Origin of the sequence: Salmonella sp. SAL00670, assembly GCF_046552235.1 — a bacterium.
GTDB classification, from domain to species: domain Bacteria; phylum Pseudomonadota; class Gammaproteobacteria; order Enterobacterales; family Enterobacteriaceae; genus Salmonella; species Salmonella enterica.
Genome location: NZ_JBGDUO010000004.1, coordinates 308,739 through 326,918, shown reverse-complemented (window position 1 = coordinate 326,918; position 18,180 = coordinate 308,739). Strand labels below are relative to the sequence as shown.

Below are 18,180 nucleotides of genomic sequence, written 5' to 3'. Positions count from 1 at the left end.
AAATCAATTTTTTAACTGAACCTATATCCATATTTATCAATGAAAATGCGTCAGGTTAAAGTCGAATGTGGTAAAAAGCAGTGTCTGGTAAAATAATTTATCTGATAATGCGGAGGAAATGAATGATTAATTTTCGAACTTTAAAAAGCAAACTCTATTGTATCATTGCCATGAAGCTAATATAGCTAAGCTCTTAATACCTTGACTATTGTTCGTTATAAGTAATTTTTTTGTCATCAAATTTACTAATCATACTTTTGTGTGTTTTAAAAATGAAGTATTTTTATTCGATTTGTGTTAAGTTATATGAATGCAAGAGGAAATAAAAAACACATTAAGCTATTAATAGGAGATGATATATTAAGGATTAATCAAATAATTAAAATTCTTAGTGATATGAAGCCGTATGCACCTTATACATACAAAAGTAAAACAGATAAAGTAATCGACAAAATACATGGTAGATTGCTTGCAATTGTAATTATTATTATTGCTGCGCTAGCTTTATGCATTGCTTTATATAAGTTAACTAGTTTCGCTAAAACTGATGTAATGGTAAATGTTATCTATGGGTTATATTTTACTATAATGTTTATTGGGCTAATAATAATGATATTGCCACCTATCTTAGGAGTAAAGCATTTAATAGACTGGAAAAGAGAATCATTTAATGATTTTACTTGTGAAATCTCGCATGATGAAGAAAATGCAAAACTACTTATAAGTTATTCAGAAATTGAACTTCTATATGCAATTCATTGGCTACAACTTAAGATAAATAGAATAACAGTGAGGGTTAGTAGTTTTTTTGGTGAAAAAACAGCGGTATTATCAATCTTGGGTCTTTGCTATTCGGCAGTACAGGCATCAATTGGATTTGATACATTGAGTAAAACATTTATCGGTGATCTTTCTAACACGAACTCCACTAATACTGTCATCATGTTCGGATTAGCATTTTTATTAGGTATATCTCTGGGGGCATTGATGTTAAAAAAAGTAGCAAATCATCAGTTATATCTGAAAGAAATTGTTGAGTTGGCAATAAGAATAAAAAAAGACATCCAAAATGGATAAGGGTGACTTGGATGGATTGAACACTTATGCATGAAATAAGTTAGGGCCATGTGAGAGTTATGGCTCTGCTTTATTTAAATAAGTTATTTCATCATGAATTTTTCGATTAACTTTGATAACATTTAAAGAATGTATGAAACTTTTAGATGATATATTGGGGTATAATATTTTTGAACTGTGTTTTAGATGGTATGAGAAAATATTGATTAAAACTTTATCGCTAAAATAGATATTCTATCAACATCAAAAATATACCTATTAGCCTATATGAGAATATAGAGCTGTATATACCAATAATATATTACAGGCCCATACGGGAAATTGATGTTTGACATGTTTAAAGTAAATAATGAGTTCATTAATGTGTGAGTCGTCTATATCCGAGGGAAGATACAAGTTATTATTAACAACGAGGAAGCGGTCTCTATAACTTCTACTAATTAGATTTTTTGATTTTGATAATTATATTTTCTATATCTTCCTCAGATAGTTTATCAAAATTCATCACAATAGTAGCAAGTTGATCATTTTCCACATAAAAATATGCTAATGGGACATTTAGCGTCTGTGCTAATTTCTGAGCGGTATGGATATCTGCTTCATGTACTCCTTTTTCATATCGGTTAATGCGGGTGCTTGCTACAAATTCGTCAATCCCGGCTGCAATGCCCAGCTTCTTTTGAGACAAACCAGCAGCAAGCCGCGCTTCCTTTAAACGCTTACAAAAGATGTCTCTATGGGATTCTCGCTGGTTCATAAATACTCTCATCATTAAGAGCTACGAGAATCGTAGTTTTTCCTTGTTTTCGATACTACGTTTAACGTAGTATTTGCTTGTGATGATGTACTGGTTTGCCGATACAGATAACCTCAATGCTATCAAAAGCGATATCTGGAGAAGTTCACGCGACCCATACCAGTACATACCGTTTTGTATGTATTGACCTATGGGATATGAAAATGAAGAGAATCTTACTTGTGGCAGGAATGGCACTGACAGGATGCCAGCAGCTCAACGATGGCGTGAATACAGTTAATGGAGCAATCAGTTCTTCGTTGTCTTCAGTAGGTAAAGCGCTGGGGGGAACCGCCACCACTCAAAGCCTTGGCCCGGTATCGTCTGTATCTGGCCTTGGTGCTGTCTGCAAAGACTATGAAGAAAATGCGATGGCAACAGAAAAGAAATGGACTGGCAAAAGGATCTCTATCACCAATGCCACTGTTCTTGAAGTTACGAAGGGCAGAAGTGCCAGCGATATGATGACGGGAATGCCCAAATCTAACCCTAACTATTATCTGCTCTTTAAAACAGCTGATACAAGCTACTGCGGCGGCATGGTATGGATCGATTACTACTCCGGCCTTGATGATGCCGTTCTCACTTATAAGAAGGGCCAGAAAGTCAGCGTCACCGGAACGGTAAACAATTTCGAAGTCCGGGGATTCGCTACCGTCAACAACGCCGATATGCCAGTTCGTCTGGTTGTTCTGAGAAACGGCACTATCAACAAATAACTCTGGGATAACACGATGCGTAAATTTTTACTCGTAGCAGGTCTTGCTGCTCTTTTATCGGGATGCGGTGAAAAAGGGGATTTTGAGAAAGCGATCAACGCGAAAATATCGCAATCAAAGCTGTGCTACTCACTGCAGGACAATGACATTGTGTTTAATAAAGGTTTCCCCATCCGGGTTAATCACGGCTATCGTTCTACTGGATACAGTGCCAGCGATGAAATCTTAAAAGGTCTGGCTAATCAGGGATTGCTTGATGTTTCTCAACAAGCTAATGGTTTCAGTAGTGTCGATGTTCTGGAAGTAACAGACAAAGGCCAAGAGGTTGAGTTTTGGGACCGTGAGAAAGGTGCCTGTGTTGGTCACCGTGCCGTAGCTGAGGTTAAAAGCTGGACTGAACCGAGTGAGGGTAATGGCGTTAAAATGACGCAAGTGACCTATACGTGGAAACTGGATGGCGTGCCGGGCTGGGTTGATAAAAATGCCTTCTCTGGCGTGAAAGGGATGTCTGAACCAGAAGAAGCCAAAATTGTTCTGGTGAAAACCAATAACGGCTAAGCCGCAAGGTAATTACAGGAAGAAGCTATGAACTCGATCTCTTGGGTGATTTTCATGGGGCTGCTGATAAACATACCATCACTGATTCCGATGCTGTTTCTAAATAAGATATCAAAGAAGGTGAAGGTATCGCTGGCATTCAGACTGTTTCTGCTTAACGCTTTCTTGGTGCTGTCCCTTGTGACGCTATCGCAGAACACCACGCAAAAATACGGGCTGTTTCCTGTATGGCTGGTCGTTGTTGCTATTGGGCTGTTTGTGGTCACACTTCTTCCAACGGTGAAATTCATGCGTAAGCATTTAACCGTAGGTAAAAGCAGGGCTGTTATCCTCACATCATTCCTGATTGTCTATGCCATCAGATTTAATGGCGTGTTTTCAGATGTGGATGGAAGTGGATATACGATTAACGGCTATAACACAGTATGGACATTCTTCTTCCTGTTCGCCTGCCTGTTGGCTTATATCGGTTGTTCCGGGAATAGCAAAAACTATGGGACATATATCCACACAGCCACTTCACAGCCTAATGGTCATATAGCCTACGCTCCCCAATCAGAGATTGATGCCGATATAGCTGTGAAAGGATCAAGTGTATTATTTGATCCAAATCTGGATATTGTGGAACAACAGCGTTATCGTGATGCTATTGAAACGCGAAATAATGATAACTTGTAAGCTGTTTTAATTTGTAATCTTTAATTCATATGGCCCTGTTTGATACAGGGCTTATTGTACTGGGTAATATGTTAAATAAATTTCATGTTAATTATCTTTAAATAATCTTTAAGTTTTTTTGACATTTGTTTTATTTATATGGTATTAAATATAAAACAAAAAAGGAGATAATAATGAACAATAAAAAAGATGATGTTTTATGTGAGATAGTTAAAGCTGTAGGAATCATTGAAGAAAAAACAGGTATTAACAAAGATGAGTTTGATAAATATCCTTCAGAAGACCTAATAAGGATACTTGTTGGGAAGTTGACGCCATCACAAATATCTTTTTTCAAAGAAAATCTTAAAGGATATGAATATCCATCTGATGATAAAAGTATCAAATGGTTTTGTGATGCTTGGTCCTTTTATTTTTACGACAGGGCTGAATGAGATAAATCCTTATCTGATTAACGGATTTTTGTATAGATAAAAAACATAAACACTCACCAATGACAGGGCATGAATGCTAATTTCTGATAGTGTTACGACTCTTGTTAAAACCAGCAATGGCTGGGGCTGCTATCAGCTTGCCGCTCATTGCTATTGTGGGTGTTATAGTGGGTAAGGCGATTTTCTCTGATAATGATATAGCCATGTTAAGGATGTCGCCGACAAATTAATAAACCACGCCAATATATTAATTTACGATGATTTATTTTTCTTGGGATTAAATTATTTTTCAATATGTTTATTATTTAATAACTGGCTATATCCACGTTTCATTTTTTCAATAAAACTTTCTTTAATAGTTGGAAATCCTGAAATCAGATATTCTTCTTCACGGTTCTTGAATATCTTGTGTAAATAACTGTCTTTCTTATGTGCGACATGAACTTCAGGAAAAGGTCTGCTGTTTATAATCTTATTATTAAGTTCTTTATCATCAATAATGTTATATTGGTCGCCAGTGATATCAATCACAATGTCATTTATCTCAAGCCAGTAATGAGTTATGTGATCATCTTTGCCTGTTTCTGCGCTTATACCTTTTATCACAAGCTCAGGGCATAATTGTAGAAAATGAAAGGAAAGAAGCATTGAAGTAAGCTTGCAACTCATAACAGGGAAGTCGCTTATTACAAGACTGGTTTTTTCTTTATCACATGTCTCAATCAATTTTCGAAACTTTACAGCTTCATCTTGAATTTCGGTAATCGTTAGCAACATATATCCTTGGTTGGGTAAGATGATTTATTTTGGTAATATACATTATTGGCTGAGAATTAAAAAGAGTCTTTTATTCTCATTCTCTGTGGCCCGGGGATTTTAACTTTAATGTATTATCTATAGATTGAGTGAGATCAAAACTATTATCGTGTTTCGGTATTTCATTTTTGGGACGACTCGGAAAACGCCTGATCTCATCCGGTGTTGGCTTGTAGTCATCTTGGTTAAACTTAGCTCGTTTCTCGTATTCAGCACGTGGAACAGGATGACCTAATACTTCGTCAAAGAAATAATTTTCAGCAATGCGTTTATCATGTTCCTTACTGATAATATCAACTTTAGTTTTGTCTGTTTTAGCCCATATAAATTTATCCCTGATAAAACCAACTAAAATGGCAGTGAAACGTTTGAAAATATTATCCTGACGCAGAGTAGCTGTTTTCTTATTAATTTTGCTAGGGGCGCTTCTGGATGCCCTATTTGAGGTTTTAGAAAAGGTTGTTTTCAAAAGAGTATTTGTTCCAGAGTCAGAAATACTGACAGATGGCTTCTTAGCAGCAACGACCTTACTGATTTTTGTTTTATCACGGTAAGACTTAACTCCACGCATACGAATATGAGGTGCTGGGACTACCAGTACAGGTCTTTGCGCTTCACTGGTAGACGAACCAGAGTGCGTTTCTGGTAATACAATCTGTTCTGGTTCAGCAAGAACAGAAACAGTAAAGCTTCTGACATCAACGACGATTTCAAGGTCAAGTTCGCTGAAGGTCTTATAGACTTCAACCGCTTCCTGCTTCGCTGCGTCACGAACAGCCTGTTCTGCGGCTCTTTGTTCCTGAACAGCTTTATTACGCCATTTGGCACTGTGGATACGCTTCATTGGAAGACGGTTTGTTTCAGCGGCTTTGGCAAGCCATAGTGCTTTTTCTTCATTATCCAGAGCAACCGCCGCTTTTTCTAATGCCTCTTCGTGCTGGACCTGAAGGGAACGATGATCAATACGTTCTGATGAACCAGCAGCAGCAAGATAGCTATTAGCCATTGATGCCCATGATTCACGCCAAAGGACAGACATTTTTCGGTCATTCCAGCTTCTTTCTTTTTTACCAAAACCTTTCGGGCCTATGGTTTTTAATGTTAACATAACGTGAGCATGTGGGTTATCGCTATCGAGATCGTGAAAAGCAATATCAGCAATCATGCCTTTATCAACGAAATTTTTCTGACAATATTCAAGAACAAATCTTTTCTTGTCATCATTATTTAACTCGGCAGGAATGGCAACATCGAAATAACGGGCTGTCTGACCATTTTGCTGGCGCTCGACCCTTTCAACTTCATTCCACAATGCTGTAGAATCTTTAACAATATGTTCTGGAGCATTAACAGGTGCTAAAATGAAATGCCCGCATAAATCAGTACGGCGACTATAATCATAGGTATCACCTGTTCTTTCATCTGTGATTCTGCAACGAGCATGATAGGCAGCTTTCGCAACGGAAGATTTGCCCTCACTTCGTTTCACAATTTTAAAATCAAGATGAAAAATAGCCATACAATAAAAACAACCTCAATATAAATTTAAATATCAAACTAAAATATAAATCTCCAATGCGACTATGCTGGTTTTAGTTTTTCGCAAGAAAAACTCTGGTGTTGACGTTGACCTTGTTTCCGTAGGAAACGGTGTTAGCCTGCGGCAGGCAACCGTCGGTAGACCCCACACGCTCACGAAGTGAGTGTATAGGTGGGCATTGCTTTATTTTTATATCTCCTAAAGGAGCTAAAAATAACGACTATGTATAAAGTTTTTCTACAGTTAAATAATAACGCTAGTTTCAATGCCTGTGAAATTAATAAGGCTAGAATCGGATTAACGGCTGAAGTAGTATAATAATATTAGTTTTTTGTGTTTAGATAGCACCCGTAAGGACAAAAAGAGTACTTTTCCCCCCCGCCGTAAGGCGGGAAAACTGAATTAAGGTAAAATAGTTAAAATAAAAATTATTTTTACGTGTTGCACAATTCACAGGTTAAGAACAGAAATAAGAATCAAAAGATAACAGATGACATTGTTTTTATTGTTTTAATAAAATAAGTAACGCGGAGAGTATTAGATATTTTAAGTCAGTGGTTGCGCTCGTATGTGTTGCACACTTTTATTTTGACCTTACTGTTATCTCATTTTCAAAACCAAAACACCATTTTTCGGGATGAATCCCATCATGGACAAGATAAACTTGTTCAGCAATGATTGTTTTAAACAATCCTTTGGTGCTGCGAGATTGAATCTTAAATAAAAACGTTCATCTTACTGTCTATGGTTTGACCTTTCTCCTTTTTAATTGTATTGCATGTTTTTAATAACTAGAAGGAGAAGTAATTATGAGTGATAGTGATAAAAACAGAAAACCAAGATCAGAAAAAACAGTAAAGCAAAAAATAGCATCAGCGCAGATGCGTTTGAATCGTCTAAAGACTAAAGAGAAATTATTAACAAAGAGTGCCGAGACACGTTTGAAGATCATTCTTGGCGCAGAAGTGTCTAAAGCAGTAGGTTGTAAAGTAGAAGATGTCGATAAGGAGTTTGTGCTTGGACTAATATTATATTTTCAAAGCGTGAGCGCTGAAGATAAGATAAAATTTCAGATACTTGGAAAAAGATTCCTTGCAGATATGATTGGCAGACAAGAATAACAACTGTGCTATTATTAAATAATAAGGATATGAATGTGCAATTTGGTGAACTGGATAATATCGCATTAATCTTAATGAGTACAAACGTTATAATGTGGAGTATAAATATTGGCTTGTTGAGTTTATGGACTATTAACAGAGTAGGATAGTAGAAAGTTAATCAAAAGGCGTTATGTAATCCCATACCATTAATAAAAACTATTGATTGTTCTAACAATCATTTTTTATCATAAATAACACAACGTCCATTGACCAATTTTTTATTTTTGTTAATTAATTGATGATGGGGTCAAAGAGGATGATAAAAATGAAAGGAATAAATAATAAGGGATTTTCTTTATTGGAGCTAACATTGGTTTTAAGTATTGGAACAGTGATTGCTTTCGTAAAATTTCAAGACATGAAAACTAATCAAGAAAACATGATGGCTGATACTGTTGGTAATCAGATAAAACAGGTAGGAGAGGCGGTAAATCGCTATATTAGTATCCACTATGACAGATTATCAACACTTTCATCAAGTAGCAGTCAGTCCAGTGATCCGGGACCAAGAACATGTTCCTCTAATGGTTGTGAAATTACATATCAAACGTTAGTAAACGAAGGGTTTCTACCTGTAGGTTATACAGGCGTTAACATGCAAAAGTCTTCTTACAAGATAATGTTAAAACGTTCAGGAACAGCTCCTAACTATGTTATCAATGGTCTTATTACAACAACCTCTCCTTGGCTGGAAGGCGGGAGGTATCGTTATGACTTGTTAGGAAAGGCTATGCAAATTGCTGGTATTGATAGTGGAATGACGAAATCAGCTGCTTTAGTATCAGGTCTACAGGGGGCATGGACAGAGACATCATCAGCTTTTAATAATATTACTGCAGCGGGTCTACTGGCGTATCGTGTTGGGTACGATTCTTCAATGTACTCAGTGTATTTGCGTCGTGATGGCACATTACCTATGACAGGTAATTTAAACATGGGTAATCAGGATATAAATAATGCCAGAAATATAACAGCAGCAGGAACGATAACAACAAACACATTGCATTCTACCGGAGATACAAATATTGGAGTAAATTTGAACGTTGGAGGTAATGCTCAAGTAAATGGAACTATCAATTCAAATAACACTGTTTCAGGTACTACGCTCACGTCTCGTGGTGAAACCTACACGCAGAACTGGTTCAGAACAATGGGCGATGGTGGTGTATATTTCCAGAAATGGGGTGGTGGGTGGAATATGATAGATGCTAATACCATACAAGCATATGGAGGTAAAAATATTCAAACATCTGCAGGTATATATGGTGGTTATTTAAAGTCAACCGGAAATATAGATGCTAATGGCACGTTAAACACAGCATATGTATGGGCATCAGGAAATGTCAATTCTAATTATATTCATTCTAACGGGAATATAGACGCTAATGGTAGATTAAGTGCTGGTGAATATCTTCAACTCAATGGTGTTGCCGTTAGTGGCGGAGGTTGTTCACCAAATGGTTTACAGGGAAGGACCAGTACTGGACAACTATTATCTTGTGTTAATGGAGTGTGGCAAGGAACAGGAAGTGGCTTCTTTAAAGCACCACCGCCTCAAACCATACAGTGTACTTCCCGAAATAGCTCAGGTAGCGGGAGAAGAATCTATATGGCTAAAATCGATGAATCAGGTCAGTTATATACACGAGTATCTTCAAATTTTGGTATGGATACTGGTTGGGCTAAAGGTACTCTCAACGTATTTGTTGACTTTAAGGGGATTTCTATAACTGGCAGCACACCTGAGAATAATAATCAATCAGGCACTACAGACTGCACCGCAAACTGGGTTTGGGGTTGATTATGTTTTAATACAAGTAGATCATATGATCTTATATCAAACACATCTGCAGAAGTAGCTAAAGTTGTCGGCTGTAAAATAGAAGATTTCTACAAGGAGTTTGTGCAGGGATATTAATCTATTTTCAAAATGTCAGTAATGAGGATAAGGTTGTATTTAAAATACAAGAAGAAAAATTCATTGATGATATCTCAGGGAGACAATAATATTCTAAAACAGAATCTGAGATGGACATTACTTTCAAATTAATTTAGAATGGCATATCTTCATTTGACAAGTTAATAGGATAATCATTATATTTAGTGAGAAAATCAACCTGCTCCACATAGCTTAATATTTTATAGATGAATATCTCTATTGTTCTTATAAACTTCAATAAAGTGCTACTTTTAACTATATAAAACTTATCTCCAAGATTAGAGATCTCAATATCTGGGAAGTTATTTTTAATACTCGTTTTTTGTTTTAACCCTTTTCTACCTTTTGTAAAAAAAGAGTTCTGATGAACAATAATATTACGTAAATTCTGATACTTTCCTATTTCAGCCCATTCCCCACTAATTAATGAAAAATCCAAACCAGAAGTAATGACAAGATAGTCTTTTGCTTTACCTATTAAACTACCACTTGATAAATCATCATGAGAAAATTTCGCACTAGTGTTTGTAAAAATTTCATAGCAGATTTCAGATAGCACCGTCTCAAGAACTGAATAAATCAAAACTACAGCAGAGTGGTGATAGTAGCACAATAAAGACTTACCTTCGTTCTCAAAAATATCCAATATCAAACTTTCATTTTCTGGGGCCAGTTTGGTGTCATTGTACATTTCCTCAGATAATCGAGTACCTTTGTCATTTACTAAATCTTTCGTAAAAGATAAATAACCTTCAAGATATTTCATTTCGTACTTAAATTTCAACATCAAATAGGAAAAATCTATTTTTTTATATTCAGCATTATTATTTTTAGTATACATTCAACACCTACGAATTTTTTCATAAAATCTATTTTACATTATACAATATTTTTTATTAAACATCTATAAATGAATTACTCCCCAACATAAGTATTGATATATAATGAATTTATTATTTCCATTAAATATAAGAGTACATATTTACTAGTGTCTAATTATAATTATCCCTAGGCTAAGGTAGATTGAAAAAATATTCAGGGGTGTACCTACATTACACGGATATAGTGGTATTATATTCTTCAGTTAAATAAATCCATGATACTTAATTTATCATATTGTTCAGATATGGAAGCTAGAATCCATGACGTATATTAAAAAACCACTAATACAAGACATTCATATTTATGAAAAAGACAATATACAGATAATTATATTTATTCATCAAGCAGAGACATATTAATAATAAAATCATGCTTATTGTAAATTGTAATTGAGAATTTGACTCACTCGATCCTTAAAAAATTATGCAGGGTGGTTAAATTAATTTACTGTTGAGCTGTTATGACAGTATTCTATTTCAACAGAAATATAAATTTGACAATCAATACTCTAATAAGAGTTCATCGAGAACATTCACTTCATGAAATACTTGATTGCCCAACATATGGGGAGTTGTTTACAACCTAATGGGTTGATTTGGTTGTCCCACATCAGGGGAAACATGTAATTAGTTCTCTTAATAGAGATGGCATAGGGCCAATAGGCCCTAAAATATTGACAGCGTTATGATTGATTAAAAAAATCAATACTCTATTCTCATACTATTACTGCATTTAGAAAATTAATTGCAGCTGTGCTTGATGAAAACTCAGCTTTTATATGGTCATCATTCATGTAAACAACATATATTAAAAAATTATTAAATACATAATTCTCTGTTGCAGAATGTTGTATATTATAACCACTAATAAAATTCTTAGCATCACTTAAACTATTGAATTCATAGTTATTTCCATAAAGTGGAGTTATAACTACCTTTTTCAAAGACTTACTTATTTTCCCTTCCAGTATATTAATAAAAGTAGTTATATCATTTCTATTTGAATCAATAATAATTTTTTTAATGGAAAGAAGCTGCTCTTGGCTTATATTTTCAATCGCAGAAACCTTTTGGCTAAGAAGAACTTCAGAAGTGCTCTCATCAAAAGACATGTCTATGCCAGATTGAGAAAAAGCCGAAACTATATTTGAATAAGGGATATATAACACATGAAACCCACAGTTTGCTAGTTGCTTTAGTGAAGGTTCAGTGAATTCTCCAGCAAGTATAGCCCCTTTAAAAGGACATTCGATATAATATTTATCTGCAATTGGTAGAATAGCCCCTTGAATTTCCTGAGCTTTATTTTTGGAGTGTTTAGTGTATCTTCTCCACGCCGATTCAATGAATGCGACAGGTCTTCCTAATTGTGTAGATGATCCACCATATTCAAACACAAAATCCAAGTCATGAGTGCTTCCGTAAGAATCGGCCCAAGTTATTTTTTTGCCCTTTCTTCCTTCCCGTGGTTGCCCAACAACATCCAGATACATGCCATGTCTATCTGCAACTCCCTGAAGTAGAGGGATGAAAATGCTTTCAAGCATATTACCTAAAAGCTGACCTAATTTATGTGATGGGGATGTAGCCATTTTTTATCCTTTTATCCAAAGTCTACCTTCATGTAAAGGTACTGTATGTGTCCTGTTTTTCCATTTAACGTTTCTATCCCTTAATTTCTCAAAACTATACTCAGAGAAACCAGCGGAAAGAGCTAAATCTCCCAGCCATCGTTCTGCTGGAACATGAATTCCGTAAGGTGCTGAATCACCAATAACGAAGCAGACCTTTGACCCTTTATCCATATTTTTTCGTAAATTTACCCATGTCTGTGCCAAGTCCAAAAAATAAGCAGCAATCATGGTGTGGTATGTTTTTTTTCCGCCTTTTGTGTGACGAATAATATCTAATTGCTTTGTAATATCAGCTATTTCATCTTTGATTGGGGATAATAATGGATTGCAAATGTATTCATCTAAGTCAATTTTATCAGCAGCGGAGTGTTGAGAACAAGACCTCATAAGAGATGGTCTTACAACATCCTTTAGATCACCCCAGCCATTGATCTCTCCCCAAAACATCATTTCTAATCGCGTAGCATCAGCATAATCGTAATTATTTGGATATGGTGGTGATGATATGAGCAAATTACATTTTTCAGTTTGAAACGGACGTCTTACATCTTGATGTTCTATTTTAGAACAGCTTTCCCATCCAGAAGAAACAGCATGCAACATATCAGACTTCATTAATTCTAGTTTTCCTGAGAAAGCCTCAAAGGGATCAAGAACCTTAGATTTAGACTTATTTGGCAATACATATTGCCACTGTGCAGTACCTACGTGACTACAAGCTCGAAGGATCGATGTAATATTTAATCGAATTAGCTCCCAAACGGGTTCTGTTGTTGATAATTTTTCATAGGCTCTTTTCAACCGATCCAGTTTTTCGAATGATTCAAACGAATAACATTTTCCAAGAAGATTGTCATTTTCATATCTATCAATTTTAGCGTCCGATTTAATAGACATTGCATAATTAAGGGTCGCTTTTCCTGCCTCATTAAAATCTGATATACTTGTATCCCATAACTGTTTTGCTTTAGCAATTCTTACAATAAAAGGATGTCCTTCAAATCCATAAGACTTAACTTTTAATGAGTCAGAAGATATATTTGTGGTTCCTGAACCTGTGAACGGTTCAAGTACTATAGCTTTATTACCAGTTTCTTCTTGGTATTTTAAAATCTCAGAATTGACCCACTCAGCAGAAAACCCTGCTGAGTATCGAAACCAACGATGAACAGGCAGTTTCATATTGTCTGCAAATGTTCCAGAACGAGCTGTTTTTTTGAGCATAGTAATTTACCAATCTAAACCAATCTATCAAGTGCTTCTGATTGTACCCTAAAGCACTTGGTTTTTAATGAAGTATTAAAATATATTAAAAAAACATAGTGTTACATTTTTACAAGAGTTAAGTTACTACTCTTATCTAAGTTTCTATTCTCGATAGATAAACTCAAACGGCCTAACCATGTTATTGCAATTCGCATCTAGATAATCAGCCCACCACTGTAGCATTAGCCTGCGCTCATCGAGATGTTCAGCAAGGTGGATGTAAGCCGCGCGAACGGTATTGCGTTCCTGATGGCTCATTTGCCGCTCAACAGCATCCCTTGACCATAACCCTGATTCGGTCAACGCACTACAGGCCATCGCCCTAAACCCGTGTCCACAAACTTCCGTTTTAGTGTCATAGCCCATTGAGCGAAGAGCCTTGTTAACAGTGTTCTCACTCATCGGCCTATCCGGCTGATGATCGCCGATGAAGACCAACTCGTAATCCCCACTGATTTGTTTTATATCTTTTAACACTTCCAATGCCTGACGGCTTAGAGGCACGAGGTGAGGGCTACGCATCTTAGAACCACGATGTGAGTGCTTTACGCCCTTCAGAGGTTCTCGTTCTGCAGGTATCGTCCAAAGCGCATTTTTAAAATCGATTTCTTCCCATCTTGCAAAACGCAGTTCACTTGAACGTATGAATACCAGCAGTGTTAGTTTCACTGCCAATTTAGTCAACTTTCGACCTTTAAAGCATTCGATACGATCAAGCAATTCGGGCAAGCGTTCGAAATCCAGAGCTGGGCGATGCACACGTTTAGCTACAGCGATTGCGCCAGCCATGTCTTGAGCTGGATTATATTCAATTAGACCATTCTGTACCGCAAAACGCAGAATTGCAGTCGTTCGCTGTTGGAGGCGCGAAGCTACTTCATACCGCCCACTCGCCTCTACTACCTTTATTGGAGCGAGTAGATCCCGAGTTTTCAGTTCCGAAATCTTACGTTTACCTAACGCAAAGAAAAGATTATCCACTAAGCTTTTAAGCACCCGCTCACTATGGGACTCCGACCATTTTTTGCTACAGGATGCATGCCAATCTCTTGCTACAGCCTCAAAGGTTAGTGCTCCGCTTTCTTCAATCTTGTCCTCTTTTTTCTTTTGAGAGGGATCGATACCATCAGATACCAGTTTCTTTGCAGCATCGCGCCTCTTACGAGCCTCTGCCAATGAAACCATTGGATAAACCCCTAACGCCAGCATCTTCTGTTTGCCACTAAAACGATATTGAAGACGCCAGTATTTTGCGCCATTGGGGTTAACCAACAGGTGCATCCCCTCCCCATCGGTAAGTTTGAAAGGTTTGTCTGCAGGCTTAATTGTTCTGACTTTAATATCAGTAAGAGCCATAGATCCCCCTCCCCGTGTTGGTATCAATTTCAATCGAACCGAAGCTACCAACAGTTATACCATCATTTGTTGGTAGATGTTGATATACGACAGTAGACTTTAATAGACCTGAAACGAGAGGTATGATATCTAACTTATTGATTTTGTATACGTAAATAGACTTTAGTAGACGAAAAAAAAGACTTGATTGGTGCCGAAGGCCGGACTCGAACCGGCACGTATTTCTACGGTTGATTTTGAATCAACTGCGTCTACCGATTTCGCCACTTCGGCACTGAAGAGGTATGCGGAAAACGTTGTGGATTATACCTGTCATACGCCGCCATGCAAGCACGAGCATACACCTGTATCGCTAAGTGCTGAAAATTTCAGCAGCGTTGAGGATTAAATAGAATAATCAGGCTACTTCCCGCCTTCTCCAGCAGATTAACGCCGGGCGTCCCTTGCCTCCATGCTCTACACTTTTCAGTTCAACACCACATTAAGGGAAGCACAATGACGATAATAAAAAGCTACGCCGCCAAAGAGGCGGGCGGCGAACTCGAACTCTATGAATATGACGCGGGAGAACTCCAACCGGAAGATGTCGAGGTACGGGTCGACTACTGCGGGATCTGCCATTCCGATCTGTCGATGATCGACAATGAATGGGGGTTCTCTCAATACCCTCTGGTTGCCGGACATGAGGTCATCGGTCGGGTGGCCGCACTCGGCAGCGCGGCACAGGATAAGGGGCTAAAAGTCGGCCAGCGCGTTGGAATCGGCTGGACGGCGCGCAGCTGCGGACACTGCGATGCCTGTATCAGCGGCAATCAAATTAACTGCCTGGAAGGCGCTGTGCCCACTATCCTCAATCGTGGCGGTTTTGCCGAGAAGCTTCGCGCAGGCTGGCAGTGGGTAATTCCTCTTCCGGAGAATATAGATATGGCGTCCGCAGGCCCGCTGTTATGTGGCGGTATTACGGTCTTTAAACCGCTATTGATGCACCATATTACTGCTACCAGCCGCGTTGGCGTCATCGGTATTGGCGGGTTGGGGCATATCGCCATAAAGCTGTTACACGCAATGGGCTGCGAAGTCACCGCGTTCAGCTCAAATCCATCGAAAGAGCAGGAAGTGCTGGCGATGGGGGCCAATAACGTGGTGAACAGCCGCGATCCGGAAGCGTTAAAAGCACTGGCGGGTCAGTTCGATCTCATTATCAACACGGTCAACGTCGATCTCGACTGGCAACCCTACTTCGAAGCGCTGACCTATGGCGGCAACTTCCATACCGTTGGGGCCGTATTGAAGCCGCTGCCCGTACCGGCGTTTACATTAATTGCCGGCGATCGCAGTATCTCAGGCTCGGCAACCGGAACGCCATATGAACTTCGCAAACTGATGAAATTCGCCGGTCGCAGCAAAGTCGCGCCCACCACGGAACTGTTCGCAATGTCACAAATCAACGAGGCTATTCAGCACGTTCGCGACGGCAAAGCCCGCTATCGTGTAGTGCTAAAAGCTGACTTCTGACCGCCTGACTCAGCGCTTTGACAATGATCAGGAAGCGCTGAGTGCCTGACGAAAAGCCTGTACAGCCAGTCGGCACTGCTCCGTCACGTGCTCGATGTCATGATTAACATCGATACGCGCAATATCATGTTCATCGGCACACGGTCGCTCCAGCGCGTCAAACTGACTTTGCAGCAGGTCTGGCGGCATAAAATGCCCGGCACGACGCTGCATTCGCTGCAGAATGGTAGCGTAATCGCCGTCCAGCCACAGGAAATGTACGTTAGGGCTGCTCTTACGTAAAATATCGCGGTACTGTTTTTTTAATGATGAGCAGACAATAAATCCCGTCTCATTTTTTTTATAAAGACTGTATGAAGCGTCATTTAATCGTTCCAGCCAGGGTAAGCGGTCTTCATCAGTTAACGGTATTCCCTGAGACATTTTATCAATGTTTTTCGCCGGATGGAGATCATCGCCGTCAATAAACTTCGCAGAAAATAATGTTGCAATTTTGCTGCCTATTAAAGACTTACCACTACCTGAAACACCCATTAAAATATAGCTTTCCCCGGCCATTTAAATACCTCTGAGTCATATTCCACTCCACAATATTACGCCTCTACGTTCGACAATTTCACGTTTTTTAATTTCCATAGAGAAGAACTCTAAGGCACATCACGTTATGCGTAACATTGTAGTGTAACAATTTTCCAGCGTGACATAAGTCACAAATAGTGACAAATAAAACCGCTTAAATGCGTTCAGGGTAACTACCTGACCAGTGAGGAATTTATGGAAGTAAAAACTCAATCCTGCGTTGTTGCGGGTAAGCGTGCTGTTGCCGTTACGGAACAAAATATTGAATGGAATAATAAAGGAACACTCGTACAAATTACCCGAGGCGGCATTTGTGGGTCTGACTTACATTATTATCAGGAAGGCAAAGTCGGCAATTTTACAGTAAAAGCGCCAATGATTTTAGGTCATGAAGTGATTGGCAAAATCGTTCATAGCGACTCAGATTTATTACGTGAAGGACAACCGGTAGCAATTAATCCATCGAAGCCTTGCGGTCATTGCAAATACTGTCTGCAGCATGAAGAAAACCACTGTACTGAAATGCGTTTCTTTGGCAGCGCCATGTATTTTCCGCATGTCGATGGCGGTTTTACCCGATTTAAAGCTGTCGATACCGCTCAGTGCATTCCCTGGCCGGAACAGGCGGACGAAAAAGCCATGGCCTTTGCCGAGCCGCTGGCGGTTGCCATTCATGCGGCTCATGAGGCGGGCGATCTGCAGGGCAAACGCGTCTTTATCTCCGGCGTTGGCCCTATCGGCTGCCTGATTGTTAGCGCGGTAAAAACGCTGGGCGCGGCGGAAGTGGTATGTGCCGATATCAGTACCCGTTCTCTCTCGCTGGCCCGGCAGATGGGCGCGGATACGCTGGTGAACCCACAGCATGATTCTCTCGATGACTGGAAAGCAGAAAAAGGGTATTTCGATATCAGTTTTGAAGTCTCTGGGCATCCTTCCTCTATCTCAACGTGTCTGGAAGTCACACGGGCCAAAGGCATGATGGTGCAGGTTGGCATGGGCGGCGCAGTCCCCAACTTCCCGATGATGATGCTAATAAGCAAAGAGATCTCGCTGAAAGGCTCTTTCCGCTTTACTACCGAATTTAATACTGCGGTTTCCTGGCTTGCCAACCGCGTTATCAATCCGCTGCCGTTACTGAGCGCGGAATATCCATTTACCGACCTGGAAGCGGCGCTGATCTTTGCCGGAGACAAAACACAGGCGGCAAAAGTTCAGCTCGTTTTCTGAGA

General features: G+C 38.8%; 17 protein-coding genes and 1 tRNA gene. 9 read left to right on the top strand and 9 right to left on the bottom strand.

The window, feature by feature from the left end; all coding sequences use genetic code 11:
• Nucleotides 1–306: 306 nt before the first annotated feature.
• The gene (locus ACLJRS_RS15485; protein ID WP_410957851.1) at nucleotides 307–1,077 is read left to right on the top strand and encodes a hypothetical protein; all 771 of its coding nucleotides are present in this window, start codon (nucleotides 307–309) and stop codon (nucleotides 1,075–1,077) included.
• 436 nt (nucleotides 1,078–1,513) lie between these two features.
• Here ACLJRS_RS15485 and ACLJRS_RS15480 read toward each other — a convergent pair whose 3' ends face one another.
• Nucleotides 1,514–1,834: a helix-turn-helix domain-containing protein gene (locus ACLJRS_RS15480; protein ID WP_032741560.1), complete on the bottom strand. Its 321-nt coding sequence runs from the start codon at nucleotides 1,832–1,834 to the stop codon at nucleotides 1,514–1,516.
• Between the two features lie 203 nt (nucleotides 1,835–2,037).
• Here ACLJRS_RS15480 and ACLJRS_RS15475 point away from each other — a divergent pair, with 203 nt between their 5' ends.
• The 4 genes from ACLJRS_RS15475 to ACLJRS_RS15460 all read left to right on the top strand — a co-directional run bounded on the left by ACLJRS_RS15475 (nucleotide 2,038) and on the right by ACLJRS_RS15460 (nucleotide 4,262).
• Nucleotides 2,038–2,592, top strand: a complete 555-nt coding sequence (locus ACLJRS_RS15475) for a hypothetical protein (RefSeq protein ID WP_410957850.1) — start codon at nucleotides 2,038–2,040, stop codon at nucleotides 2,590–2,592.
• 15 nt (nucleotides 2,593–2,607) lie between these two features.
• Nucleotides 2,608–3,150, top strand: a complete 543-nt coding sequence (locus ACLJRS_RS15470) for a DNA-directed RNA polymerase subunit beta (RefSeq protein WP_410957849.1) — start codon at nucleotides 2,608–2,610, stop codon at nucleotides 3,148–3,150.
• A gap of 27 nt (nucleotides 3,151–3,177) precedes the next feature.
• Nucleotides 3,178–3,828 carry a hypothetical protein gene (locus tag ACLJRS_RS15465; protein ID WP_410957848.1) on the top strand — a complete coding sequence of 217 codons (651 nt, stop codon included), beginning with the start codon at nucleotides 3,178–3,180 and terminating at the stop codon, nucleotides 3,826–3,828.
• A 173-nt stretch (nucleotides 3,829–4,001) separates the two neighbouring features.
• Nucleotides 4,002–4,262: a hypothetical protein gene (locus tag ACLJRS_RS15460; RefSeq protein ID WP_410957847.1), complete on the top strand. Its 261-nt coding sequence runs from the start codon at nucleotides 4,002–4,004 to the stop codon at nucleotides 4,260–4,262.
• 282 nt (nucleotides 4,263–4,544) lie between these two features.
• Here ACLJRS_RS15460 and ACLJRS_RS15455 read toward each other — a convergent pair whose 3' ends face one another.
• Together ACLJRS_RS15455 and mobQ are read right to left on the bottom strand one after the other, a co-directional pair.
• Nucleotides 4,545–5,039 carry a hypothetical protein gene (locus ACLJRS_RS15455; protein ID WP_410957846.1) on the bottom strand — a complete coding sequence of 165 codons (495 nt, stop codon included), beginning with the start codon at nucleotides 5,037–5,039 and terminating at the stop codon, nucleotides 4,545–4,547.
• Nucleotides 5,040–5,115: 76 nt separating this feature from the next.
• Nucleotides 5,116–6,597, bottom strand: coding sequence for a MobQ family relaxase (gene mobQ / locus ACLJRS_RS15450; protein WP_410957845.1), 1,482 nt, complete (start codon nucleotides 6,595–6,597; stop codon nucleotides 5,116–5,118).
• A gap of 830 nt (nucleotides 6,598–7,427) precedes the next feature.
• Here mobQ and ACLJRS_RS15445 point away from each other — a divergent pair.
• A complete protein-coding gene (locus ACLJRS_RS15445; protein ID WP_410957844.1) occupies nucleotides 7,428–7,739 on the top strand; it encodes a conjugal transfer protein TraD in 312 nt (103 codons plus the stop codon).
• 307 nt (nucleotides 7,740–8,046) lie between these two features.
• A complete protein-coding gene (gene pilV, locus ACLJRS_RS15440) occupies nucleotides 8,047–9,582 on the top strand; it encodes a shufflon system plasmid conjugative transfer pilus tip adhesin PilV (protein ID WP_410957862.1) in 1,536 nt (511 codons plus the stop codon).
• A 250-nt stretch (nucleotides 9,583–9,832) separates the two neighbouring features.
• Here pilV and ACLJRS_RS15435 read toward each other — a convergent pair whose 3' ends face one another.
• From ACLJRS_RS15435 to ACLJRS_RS15415, 5 genes are all read right to left on the bottom strand, one after another.
• Nucleotides 9,833–10,561 carry a hypothetical protein gene (locus ACLJRS_RS15435; protein WP_410957843.1) on the bottom strand — a complete coding sequence of 243 codons (729 nt, stop codon included), beginning with the start codon at nucleotides 10,559–10,561 and terminating at the stop codon, nucleotides 9,833–9,835.
• A 756-nt stretch (nucleotides 10,562–11,317) separates the two neighbouring features.
• Nucleotides 11,318–12,193, bottom strand: a complete 876-nt coding sequence (locus tag ACLJRS_RS15430; protein WP_410957842.1) for a hypothetical protein — start codon at nucleotides 12,191–12,193, stop codon at nucleotides 11,318–11,320.
• Nucleotides 12,194–12,196: 3 nt separating this feature from the next.
• Nucleotides 12,197–13,459 carry a hypothetical protein gene (locus ACLJRS_RS15425; protein WP_410957841.1) on the bottom strand — a complete coding sequence of 421 codons (1,263 nt, stop codon included), beginning with the start codon at nucleotides 13,457–13,459 and terminating at the stop codon, nucleotides 12,197–12,199.
• A gap of 144 nt (nucleotides 13,460–13,603) precedes the next feature.
• Nucleotides 13,604–14,857, bottom strand: coding sequence for a tyrosine-type recombinase/integrase (locus ACLJRS_RS15420; RefSeq protein ID WP_410957840.1), 1,254 nt, complete (start codon nucleotides 14,855–14,857; stop codon nucleotides 13,604–13,606).
• Nucleotides 14,858–15,045: 188 nt separating this feature from the next.
• Nucleotides 15,046–15,130, bottom strand: a tRNA-Leu gene (locus tag ACLJRS_RS15415).
• A 222-nt stretch (nucleotides 15,131–15,352) separates the two neighbouring features.
• On the opposite strand from ACLJRS_RS15415, the gene ACLJRS_RS15410 reads away from it, so the two are divergent.
• Complete coding sequence (locus tag ACLJRS_RS15410; protein WP_000152557.1) at nucleotides 15,353–16,372, top strand: NAD(P)-dependent alcohol dehydrogenase; 1,020 nt, start codon at nucleotides 15,353–15,355, stop codon at nucleotides 16,370–16,372.
• Nucleotides 16,373–16,399: 27 nt separating this feature from the next.
• Here ACLJRS_RS15410 and idnK read toward each other — a convergent pair whose 3' ends face one another.
• Nucleotides 16,400–16,930 carry a gluconokinase gene (gene idnK / locus ACLJRS_RS15405; protein ID WP_000896756.1) on the bottom strand — a complete coding sequence of 177 codons (531 nt, stop codon included), beginning with the start codon at nucleotides 16,928–16,930 and terminating at the stop codon, nucleotides 16,400–16,402.
• A gap of 216 nt (nucleotides 16,931–17,146) precedes the next feature.
• Between idnK and idnD the strand changes: the two genes are divergently transcribed.
• Nucleotides 17,147–18,178, top strand: coding sequence for an L-idonate 5-dehydrogenase (gene idnD, locus ACLJRS_RS15400; RefSeq protein ID WP_000453350.1), 1,032 nt, complete (start codon nucleotides 17,147–17,149; stop codon nucleotides 18,176–18,178).
• Nucleotides 18,179–18,180: the final 2 nt, after the last annotated feature.